Here is an 11,561-nt window from a genome sequence, read left to right as displayed (position 1 = left end):
TAAAATCTATTTATTTATTTTCCTTATCATTCTATTTTCTAAGCGTGACAATAGCTTATAGAAATACGGATGTATTCTTAAAGCAATCATTGCTAGTTTTCTTGACTTGGTAAAATATTGATTTTTAAGTACAAAAGTAAAATTCTTACATAAAAATTTGATGATCTCTTTTTGTGTCTTTTGATCTTCTGTTGTTAGTGGACTGTTCATCATTTTATCTAAAACAGTAAAATATGCCCAGCAGACACGAGTATGTGCAATGCAGACAAGATCTGGGTATTTCTCAAGAACACGTGCTTCATTATCTTCCCAAGCTTTGATCATATCCAAGTCTTTTCTGGTAAAGTGATTACTGGAAATACTATTTTCTCGATGATAGTAACAATATTTTTGACTAGTATCAATGACAACTTTTTTCGTCTGTTCAAGAACATCTAAAATCACAGCAGCATCCTCTGTGATCATTCCAACAGGGTAACGAACGTAATCGAAGATTTCTTTTTTATATAATTTATTCGTTGCACTTATCGTGCTTAGCTTTCCTTCGAAAGTTATCTTTGCAGCACCAATCATATCCGTTACTATATATTTTTTTTCTTTTATGACAGGTTCTTTTCCTGCATAAATATCTAGGAATCCCACAGTTGCTAAGTCAGCATCTTCTCTTTTTAAGTTCGTATATAAAAGCTCATACATATCTTCAGCGATATAATCATCGCTATCCACAAAACCAAGATAACGACCCTTTGCTTTTTCTATGCCAGCATTTCTTGCAGCACTCAATCCGCCATTTTCTTGGTGGATAACACTCACTCTAGCATCTTGTTCAGCATATTGGTCACACATCACTCCGCTATTATCTGGTGAACCATCATCCACTAAAATCAATTCAAAATCCTTAAATGTTTGATTCAGAATCGACTGTACGCATTTATCTAAATACTTTTCGACGTTATATACCGGAACGATAATACTAATCTCAGGCATTGCTTTTTCACTCCTTATTTTTCATAATCTTAATGACTTGCTCTAAGCCTTCATTTAAGGAATAAATCGGTTTCCATCCTAAGCGCTCGATCTTATCCGTCGCTAAAATTGCTTGTGTTGCTTTAGAGTAACCAGCCGCTTCTTTTTGGTCCGGTAATTCATAAATAACTTTTTTTCCGACAGTGGCTGCCAGCTTTTCTGCAAGTTCTTTGAGTGTTAAATCAAATTGACTATTGGCAATATTATACGCCTCACCAGACTTTCCTTCAAGCAACAGAAACAATAACGCAAACGCTGCATCAGCAACATAACAGTAAGAATAATACTGTGTTCCTTCACTTTTTAAAACGATATCCTCGTCATTTACAGCATTTCGGATAAATTGAGAGGAGGCTTTAGAGTCCTCTTCCAGCATTGTTGGTCCAAAAATTCGGCACAGTCTAGGAATGACCACGTCAACCCCATATTGTTGAATATAGGCTTGGCATAACGCTTCACTTGCACGTTTTCCTTCAGGATAACCTGCTCTTAACGTGTTACTGTCGATATAACCACAGTATTGCTCGTCAAACTTCTCTACATCGCCTCTGTTTTCTCCATATATCTCAACCGTAGAAAGAAACAGTACACGTTCAACAGAATGCTTCGCAGCATACTCCAATACTTGTTCTGTCCCCTTGATGTTCGTCATGATTGTATTGATAGGATCACTTACATAGGCGTTAGGATGCGTGTTACTCGCACCATGAATAATAAAATCATAATCGATCTCTGAAGATAATGGTTTCAAAATATCGCCTGCTGTTATGTGAAAATTGCTGTCATTCAGATAGTTTACAAACCTTGATTCAAGCTTTCCCTGATTTCTTCCCATTGCATAAACAGAGATATCCAGGTTCTGTGTTTCATTCAAAGCCATCAGACAATCAATCAAAAAAGTTCCGATCATTCCAGAGGCACCGATGATCAAAAATGATTTATTTCTTAGTTTCTCCCAAGCCAGCTGCTCTTGAATGACTTTTTCAATATCTTTTTGATAATCAAGATTATTCGAAAACATAACTTTCTCCTATTCTTCCTTCATTCGAAGATAGCCTTTAAACAATTGAAGGTCATCTTGTGTTGTTAGTTTAATGTTTTTATCAGAGCCCACAGCAAAATAAAGCGTCTCTCCTAAATCGACCATCATTGTATTGGCATATGATGATTCTGAGATACCGATCCCTTCTTTGAAGGCTTTTTCATAAGCCCATGCTAATTTATCGAATTGGTATGCTTGAGGTGTGGACACTCTTCTTAGTGTTTCTCTATTGATATATTGTTTGGTTGTTTCTTCTGTTTCTTTCACAAAAATTTGCTCGTTGTATGGTAAAGAAGTAACCGCATTACCGAACTCTTTACATTTTACGATAACATCTGATAAGACGATTTCATCCACTAACGGACGAATACCATCATGAATCACAATTGTATCTTCTTTATCAGAATGCTCTTTTAGGAAATCAACACCATTTCTAATTGATTCTTGACCACTATTGCCACCTTCGATGATCCATTCTAATTTATCAATATGGTATTCTTTGGCATAAGCTAACAATGTATCTTCCCAGCCTTTTTTACAAACGACTAATATTCTATCGATCATTGGATGCTTTTGAAAGGATTCCAATGTGTAAATAATAATTGGTTTATCTTCCACCATGATGAACTGTTTAGGGATATCCTGTCCCATTCTTTTACCGACACCACCGGCAATAATCAAAGCTGTAATCATTAATTATTCCTCCTTCGAATGATCTACGCAATAGTAGATCCCTTTATATTTTTTATATGTGTTCTCTGTATCGATAAATACTGCATCATGATGAGAGACCCGATCTTTTTCATCAGGCAATTCCATATAATGACCAAATACTTGCGTTAAATAATGATCATACCCAATCGGCACAGGCATGGTCGTATCTTCAAAAGGGACAAATACCGCTTTTGCAAAATCTGATTTTTTATAAATATTTCCCATATAGCGAGGACCTACACAAAGCTCAGTCACAAATTCTGCCGTATCAAAATCATATTTCGACATTTGTTTACTTGCAAAGGACCAAATTCTATAACGACCTTTTTTAGTTGGAATCAATTTTAGCAGCACTTTGCTGCCTAAAGCCATGATTCCACCATGCTTTTCTGGAACCACTTGTGAGCAAAACAGTGCATAGATCAATGCCCAAACTTTTTGGATTTTTCTTTTAAATTGTCCGTTAGGCGCTCCGTCCAGTGGGAAAATATCGATCGGCAGTCCATGAGCAATATCCAGCTCTTTTTGATAAGGCTTGATGAAGGTTGTTGCAGCTGCTCGAATCGTGGTAAAAGAATTATGATCAATGAAGGTTTTAGACGGTTTTAAAATGGGATACTTTTCAACATCTGCATGCGTCGTCCATAATTCATAAAGCTTCTCATAATCTTTGCGCGGCATAAAAAAATCCAAATCATCATCCCAAGGTATAAAGCCTTGATTTCTAATGGCGCCGATGCACCCACCGCCACAAAAATAACACAGTAGCTGATGCTCATTACAAAAATCAACAAAATAGTTCGCCATCTCTAAATTGACGTTTTGAATTCTTTTAATTTGTTGTGTGTCTTCCATATTATTCATCGTTCACTAATAAACTCCTCAAAGTACCTGTTTTTCAGAATACATCTGGTCTATTTTCTCATATCTGCCAAAAACTTTCAACAAGTTACTCGTTATCTTAATGCAACTGTAAACTAGGAGTGCTCATACAAATAAAGAAATAAGCATCACACAAAGAAAGGTTGCGCGATGCTTATTGGTTATTATCATTATTCAATTTTATTTTCTAAGCATCCGTTTATAGAATTTCCCTCGGAGTTTAGTAGGCATTATACAAATAGCAGTGTGAACAAGTGAGACGGAAAAGAAATCCGTAAAACCACCTAAGCCCTCTTGATAAATTATTTTTCTTGCTTTAAGTCCTGGCATCAAATAATTCAAGCCACCTCGGCGATTATACATCTCTGCTCCAGTTCGTGCATAAACTAAGAAGTCTGGTAAATTACATCCTTGATAGCCAGCCTTCAGCAGTCGAACCCATAAGTAATAATCCTCAAATCCCTGCAGCGGCTGGTAATTGCCAACTGCTAATACTGCATCCTTTTTGTACATCACTGTCATATGATTGAAAGGATTTCGCTTTTTAGAAAACTGACGAATCTCAACATTCGTCAATGGCATTGTTTTTTTCGCCAATACATTATCGACCGTTCCTTCAAATTCAATGATATTTGAACCAACAATAGCTAGGTCGTCATTTTCTAAAAATGCAGCATATTGTATTTCTAAGCGGTTTTCAACCATGATGTCATCTGTGTCCATTCTAGCAATTAACTGATTTCGGCAATTTTCTACACCGATCGCTAAAGCAGTTCCCAGACCTTGATTTTCTTTTAAGGAAATGACTGTTAGTTGATCACCTAAGGTATCGCGATAATGCTGGATACGCTCGTATAATTCTTCTGTTAAAGGACCATCTTCTACTAAAAGGATCTCATCCGGCTGAACCGTTTGGGCTAGTGTACTTTCCAGTGTTTCAGTAAAATATTCTGGTTTCTCTTTTTTATAGACAGACAATAAGACACTAACAGGTATTGTTTCCATTTTTTTCACTCACTTTATTTAAATAGCTCGATTTTATTTTCACTTAAAAATGAAAGATCTTTTGTACTGCGTTCAACATCTTCCACACCCTGAGAGGATACTTTATCAAACAAGATCTTGATTGTTTGCAACAATATTTTCAGATCCAGCAACAGTGAATAGTTTTTGATATAGAGCAAATCAAAATTTAGTTTGCTATTATAGTCAGATGCATATTTTCCGTATACCTGTGCATACCCTGTAATGCCCGCTCTCACGTTATGTCTCAAATAATATTGAGGGTTTTCACTATTAAACTGATCGACGAAAAACGGTCGTTCAGGTCTAGGTCCAACAATCGCCATATCTCCACGAATCACATTGATTAATTGAGGTAACTCATCGATTCTCAATGCGCGTAAATATTTTCCGACACCCGTTACGCGACTATCATTACTTGTAGATAGTACCGGACCAGATTTTGCTTCTGCGGTTGCAGACATCGTTCTAAATTTCAAAATAGAAAATTCTCTCTGATCTAATGTGATTCTCGTTTGTTTATAAATCACAGGACCAGGCGATGTTGCTTTAACCAAGATTGCTGCAATTAGCATCAGTGGCGAAGCAATGACTAATAAAACAAATGAAAGCATAATATCAAACAGTCGTTTCATGAAATTGTCTTCCCCTTTGATCCTAAAATCTGACACTTCGATGATACTTTCATCTTCAAAGTTCATCATATTTGGTTTTAACATGATCAGATTTTCAAAGCTTGTATTTAAGAACAATTTTTTCTCTGCTTTTGTGACTAGTTTGTAGATTTTAAATTTTTCATTTTCATCGATGTGGCTGGAAATATAAACAATATCGATCTCATCCAACAACTTAACCAGGTTTTCATAATAATGATCAACGATTACTTTCGTTACCTGATGTTTTTTATTTTTATGACTGGTAAAGTTTTGGGCAGCAGAAATCACACTTTCTTCGGTTCCGATGATCACTACTTTTTTGATGGAGCTGACTTTTAAATATAGGAAATAAACAAGAATCCGCCAAAGGCTCAATAATAAAATCCCTACAATAAAAGTATAAATCAGTACTGATCGTGGAAATGTGAACCATCTACCAGCAAACGTTATGGTCATGATAAACAAAATCGTCAAAAATTGTCCGATAACCGTCACAAAGACAATATCACTGATCGTTCGATTATAAAAAACATATGCACCCAATAACAAATTTAAAAAGATAAAAAACAGCGAGATGTACACAGCAGATTTCTCATATGATACAAAATTATATGAAGGAATAGTAAACCCAAATTTAATCCAAAATCCAACCAATACCGAAAAATTAAAGACTAGTACGTCAATAATAATAATCGCAATTCGCTTTGCATTATTCCATTCACTTTTAGTTGTCATTTTTGCCTTCCTTCCTAACAAACTTTTTTCTATTTTTTTAATACTAAAAACTTCACGTTTCATGTTACCACATTGAGACTAAAAAAAACAATCACCTCCCCCCTCGTATAGAGGGAGAATACTTAAAATGGAGTCATTATTTTAAGTATGTTTCTTCTTTTTGCAAACCAAGTCCAACAAAAGAATAAACAATCGGCAACCAATAATTTGCCAACAGAGTGTCTTCCATCGTCGCTTGCACACAAATTGCTAAAAATCCCAAGAATAGACTAACCTGAAGCGGAGAAAGTTTTCTTTTAGTGAATAAATTAGTCGCTAGGAAGTATAACAATAGACCAAAAATCAATAGATAGCCCAGTAGACCGTAGTTTCCTAAGACATAAATAAAACTATTATGTGTTCCTAATGATTTCCATGAAGCTGTAAATGGCTCCATACCGATCATCATATTTTGAGAACTAGCAAACCATTTTTCGAAAAATTCAGCCCAGATATTTTCTCTGCCAGTAAATAAATTAATTGTGTCTGATTTAGCAAATCCGTAAAAAATGAACGGTCCAAGAACAAAGAATAAAGCGAAGCCGGCGAGCAAAAGATAATTACTTTTTAAATATTTTTTAGGAATGATATTATCCACTAGTATAAAGAAAATCAATGCCCCCAAAGAAGCTTTAGACTGACAGACCCATACGGCTAAAAGACCTGCTGCATAAATTGGAATGACAAGTAACTTGAAATAACCGATATCAAATGACTTGATAATGATCGTCAACATGACGACAGACAAGAAAATTGTCATACCGATCGTATTTGTATTGATCCAGATCGCTTCTAATTTGTTATCATTTTTCCAAATCAAATCAGGATCGATCAGTTTTGGCAGTTCTATATACATTCTATAAATTGTCACAAACAAAGCTGTGCCAGAAATTCCAGCTAATAAACCCCAATCTATTTTTGTAAACTTCGTATGTTTGAAACCTAGCAGCAATAATAGGATCAACGGAATCGACGCATTTATAAATCGATTACTGTGTCTAATAGAAGAAGTAAGTGTATAAAAGATAAAAATCACTACCGCCAATATAATCAATGCCCAGTCTGCTTTTGTTAGTTTTTTTATTCTCAATAACAGAACCAAGGCGATTGCTGCTGCTAAGAGATAGACACTATTTGCATAGATCCACCCAGTTATTGGTGTACCGATCCCAACGACCCACATTACATATGAAGCAGCAATTGTAACCAGTAAAATCAGGTTACTGATTCTATTTAAGACTTTATCCATCCTGACATCCTTTCAACAAGCGTACGAAATTAATAAATCACTTTATAGATATACGCGTTATTTGTATCTGGTCCATATAATTGTTTTAATTGCATTTTTTCAGTAGCAAATTGATCGATCGTTTCGTAAGTAACCAAGTACTTGATCTGATATTTTTTCAAGTCCTTCAAGCTTAGGCGAACCTTGAATGCATCTGCGTTTTGTAGTTCAAATTGTGGCTGTTCTTCACTGATTTCAACATAAATATGAGAATAACGATTGTAAATTTTTTCATATTTCCCTGTCGGATCAAGTGGTTTCCATGACTCTAAATTAGGTGTAAAGGCTGTGCCGTTAAATGTATGAACGCCTAACATTGGTAAGAAAGCATGCATCATTCGCTCTCCAGCCCATAATTGGCCTGGATCTTCTTTTTCGATTGCCATAACCGTCTGTGCAATTTGCTTGTCATAGACTGGGCTAACCCCTTTACTCACTGGATTGACCGTTGTTCCACCAAACAAAACTGCTGCTAACAACACAACTGAAAACAAATATTTGCGCTTATTCAGCAATAAAGCGATCAACAACCCAGCAACTAGTAAAATCAAAATAATCTCTGTCTTGCTTAAATACAAACGTAAATTTCCTGTATACAATGCAAAGAAATACAATCCTAAGTTGACTCCAATGATCGGCAACTGCCATTTAAATGAGAGCTTTTTCTGTTCCCATAGATAATGAATAAACCAAATGCTCAATAAAATTGCAGAAAAGCTAAACGCCAGATACGCTCTTTCCTCCGGCACATAAGAAAACATCGTCATTTTCGCAAAAATGGTTGGGAAACGAACACTCATCCACACTAAATTGAATAGACAAAATACAAACAGAAGGAAGCCATATAGATTCTCCTTGATTTTCTTATAAAAGAGCCACGGAGACACAAGAAAAATCACAAAGAAGAAGTGATAAAAACTACTCAATTCAGAATTATTTTCATAAACTACATCTTTAAATGACATTTTCCAATTCGTTAGAAAGAGAAAAATATCCTTTTTAGCAAAATCACCGCCAACACTTACCCTGTTTCCGGGATAGATCGTATGCATTACTCGAATCAGAGAATCCCAAGACGTTAGAAGAGAAACGCCAACGATCACTCCAGTCAAGCCAACGGCCAAGCCGATAAACAGGCTGTCAAATTTATCCAGTTTTACTTTTTTCCAAAACTCAAAGAAAAATCCAAGTAAGAATAATAAAATCAAATAGCCAAAGGGCACTTGAAGTGCAGGATATAGCACTAAAATGAAACCAGATGCGCACAATGCAGCCATTATGGAACAAGCAAAACGCCGCCATTTCTGCTCATGTGCATAAAAATAATTATAAATCCCGACTAAAAAGCCGAACGTAAAAAAGACAAGATCTCCCACTGGTGAAACAAACCACCATTGAATTGCGGCCGAAAAAGGAATCCAGACACTTGTTAACAACGCCAGATACTTATTTCGTTTAGTCAAAATCAAGCCGATTTCAAACGACAGCAGCATCAAGCCAATCAGTTTGATCCCCCAATACCAAGATAAGCCGCGCTCTTTTCCTAAAAGAACATAGCCCCAAGTAAACGGCTTCGCTAATGTCGCTAAATTCAAGGCAGGTGAATTATAGCCGATAACCATGTCCTGCCCGTCAACAGTAATCACTTCATTGTGATTTTTCAATCCTGTTTGCGTCTGTGACAGACTATACGGTGTTTGAACCATCCATTCATCGGATCGAATCGGTCTCGGTTCTCCTAAAATAACACTTTGGCTATTTCCATCTTTAGCATAATCGGACACATATTGATCCCACATCGCAAGTGAACTGCCATGAATTTTGAACACCAATATCAAAATAAATGCTAGCAATGCTAGTAAAAATCGTGCTCTGATGATTTGATCGATCACAGCCTGTATTCTATCACCAACTGTACGATCCTGCTTGTGTCTTGTTTGATGTATCTCCATCTTCTAACTCCATTTCCTAGTCATAAATCACTTCTTTTTAGCTAATCTCGATAAGAAAAATTAGGGATATCTCGGGTCAGATTTGGATTATAAAATGGATCATTATCAATCAATGCTGTCCACTTTTGCTCCATCATTACCTTTTCTTGTTCAAATCGTTTTTTCTTTTTCCCTTTATCATCGTAGCCTCTCGTTTGAGATTCAAAATGATACAGCTCTGCTTCATGCAGCCACACATTGTCACGCCCTAGTTCTTTGACTTTTAGGCATAGATCCACATCATTGAACGCAACCGTGAATTGCTCATCAAACCCAGCAACAGCATCAAAATCTGCTTTTTTCATTAATAAACAAGCCGCTGTTACTGCTAAATAATCAACATTCAGTGCCAATTTACCAAAGTAACCCAAATCTCCATGCGGATAACCATAATGTCCGTGTCCAGCAATTCCGCCAAGTCCTAGAATTACTCCAGCATGCTGAATCGTATTATTAGGATACAACAATTTCGCCCCTACACAACCAATACGCTCCAATTGTCCAAACGAAACCATCAACGTCAACCACTCTGGATTGATTACTTCTGTATCATTGTTCAAAAACAGTAAATAGCTTCCTTTGGCTTCTTTGGCAGCAATGTTATTGATCTTGGAAAAGTTAAACGGTATGTCGATCGTAGTGACCCGAAAACGTTCATGAAGGCGTTCAGCAAATGACTGATAAAGTTCTTTCATATTTTCATCTGTACTACCATTATCCGCAATAATGATCTCGTAGTTTTGATAAGTTGTTTTTTCAATGATCGAAGTCACACAGCGTTTGACGTCTTTATAGCCATTTTTTGTCGGAATAATGATTGAAACAAGTTTCTGCACCTCGATATCATAATACACATCATACAACCCATTCGCTCGCCCATGTTTAGCAGAACCTTTAATACCGCGGCGGACTAGGGCATCTTGAACGGCTCTTAAGCCCGCTTCAAATGCATAACCTTTGGTCGATTGATCGACTGCTGTGGAGGTTGGAAGCATGCGCCAGTGGTAAAGTACTTTAGGAATATGCTTGATACGTGCAGCTGTGGTCTTCTCCGTAAATCGAAGAACTAAATCATAGTCCTGAGAGCCTTCATAGCCTTTTCTAAATCCCCCGATTTCGGTTAAAATCGATCTACGATAGACACCTAAATGGGAAATATAATTCGTGCCCAGTAGCAGATCTGGTGACCAGTCTGGTTTAAAAGATGGATCTGAGCGATTGCCCTCCATATCGATTTTGTCTTCATCGCTGTAAATCAAATCCAATTCTGGATTTTCGTTCAAAGCTTTAACCACTTCATAAAAAGCGATTCTAGGCAATTCATCATCGTTATCCAAAAGAGCGACAAACTCACCGGTTGCTAAATCAAGTGCTGAATTAGTTGCTTCTGAGATATGTCCGTTCTTCTCTCTAAAAACAACTTTGATTCGTTCATCCGACTCTTCATAAGCACTCAACAGTTCTTTGACTTTCGGATCAGTAGATGCATCATCCGCCATACACAATTCCCAATTCGTGTAATCTTGGATCAAAATCGAATCGATACAACGACGCAGCCATTTTTCTTCCACATTATAAACCGGCATAGCAATTGAAATTTTTGGCTGATAACTAAAAGCTGCAATTTCTGCTTTGATTTGTTCAAAATCAAACTGTTCATTTCTTGCCAACCAGCTAGAGTAGGAAGATTGTCTGCGGAGCTTTTCGATCTTGACACGTTGAAGTGTGCCTTTGATCCCATTTCTTCTCAGATAGCTGATCCCTTTATGTACATTGATCATCAAACGTGCCAACTTGTCTTCCGTTCCCGGAATCAGCGGATGTTTTTTGCCTAAGTCGATCCATTCTGTGTGTTGAGTAGTCTGATCAGCTGAAATAAAACGGATCTCCAACTTATTCTTTTTTAAAATGCCGTCTAATTTAAGTTCAAATCCAGCTAAAACAGCTGCATCCGCTTCATAAATTTGATTGACATCTTCTCTTAACACACGTTGAGTAGTGTACGCAGTCACTTGTCCTTGATTGTTGATCGAAATTTCTGGACTAGTCTTTGTATCTGTATTTAATGCCCAGCCAGTAACAGTTAGATTATTGGTTTGCTTCTCTCGATAAATACTATCAATAATGACCTTGATCTCATCGCTCATTTTTTTTGTTCTCCTTAT

The 11,561-nt window shown here is 36.6% G+C and carries 9 protein-coding genes; all 9 read right to left on the bottom strand.

Annotated elements, in window-relative coordinates:
* Positions 1-6: 6 nt before the first annotated feature.
* Positions 7-987 (bottom strand): glycosyltransferase family 2 protein, encoded by a 981-nt coding sequence (locus BCR25_RS00650; protein ID WP_069661676.1) that lies wholly within the window; start codon positions 985-987, stop codon positions 7-9.
* Positions 988-994: 7 nt separating this feature from the next.
* Entirely contained in the window at positions 995-2,047 is a 1,053-nt protein-coding gene (locus BCR25_RS00645; protein WP_069661675.1) for an NAD-dependent epimerase/dehydratase family protein, read from the bottom strand.
* 9 nt (positions 2,048-2,056) lie between these two features.
* Positions 2,057-2,761, bottom strand: coding sequence for an IspD/TarI family cytidylyltransferase (locus BCR25_RS00640; RefSeq protein ID WP_069661674.1), 705 nt, complete (start codon positions 2,759-2,761; stop codon positions 2,057-2,059).
* 3 nt (positions 2,762-2,764) lie between these two features.
* Positions 2,765-3,637, bottom strand: a complete 873-nt coding sequence (locus BCR25_RS00635) for a LicD family protein (RefSeq protein WP_069662110.1) — start codon at positions 3,635-3,637, stop codon at positions 2,765-2,767.
* A 207-nt stretch (positions 3,638-3,844) separates the two neighbouring features.
* On the bottom strand, positions 3,845-4,669 hold the full coding sequence (locus tag BCR25_RS00630; RefSeq protein ID WP_069661673.1) for a glycosyltransferase: 825 nt from the start codon (positions 4,667-4,669) through the stop codon (positions 3,845-3,847).
* Between the two features lie 14 nt (positions 4,670-4,683).
* Complete coding sequence (locus BCR25_RS00625; protein ID WP_069662109.1) at positions 4,684-6,078, bottom strand: sugar transferase; 1,395 nt, start codon at positions 6,076-6,078, stop codon at positions 4,684-4,686.
* 136 nt (positions 6,079-6,214) lie between these two features.
* The gene (locus BCR25_RS00620; RefSeq protein ID WP_069661672.1) at positions 6,215-7,366 is read right to left on the bottom strand and encodes an EpaQ family protein; all 1,152 of its coding nucleotides are present in this window, start codon (positions 7,364-7,366) and stop codon (positions 6,215-6,217) included.
* 29 nt (positions 7,367-7,395) lie between these two features.
* On the bottom strand, positions 7,396-9,357 hold the full coding sequence (locus BCR25_RS00615) for a DUF7657 domain-containing protein (RefSeq protein WP_083242549.1): 1,962 nt from the start codon (positions 9,355-9,357) through the stop codon (positions 7,396-7,398).
* Between the two features lie 41 nt (positions 9,358-9,398).
* Entirely contained in the window at positions 9,399-11,543 is a 2,145-nt protein-coding gene (locus BCR25_RS00610; protein WP_069661671.1) for a glycosyltransferase family 2 protein, read from the bottom strand.
* Between the last annotated feature and the right edge of the window lie 18 nt (positions 11,544-11,561).

It is taken from the genome of Enterococcus termitis (genome assembly GCF_001730305.1).
Classification (GTDB): Bacteria; Bacillota; Bacilli; order Lactobacillales; family Enterococcaceae; genus Enterococcus_L; species Enterococcus_L termitis.
This window is presented reverse-complemented; position numbering and strand designations above follow the sequence as displayed.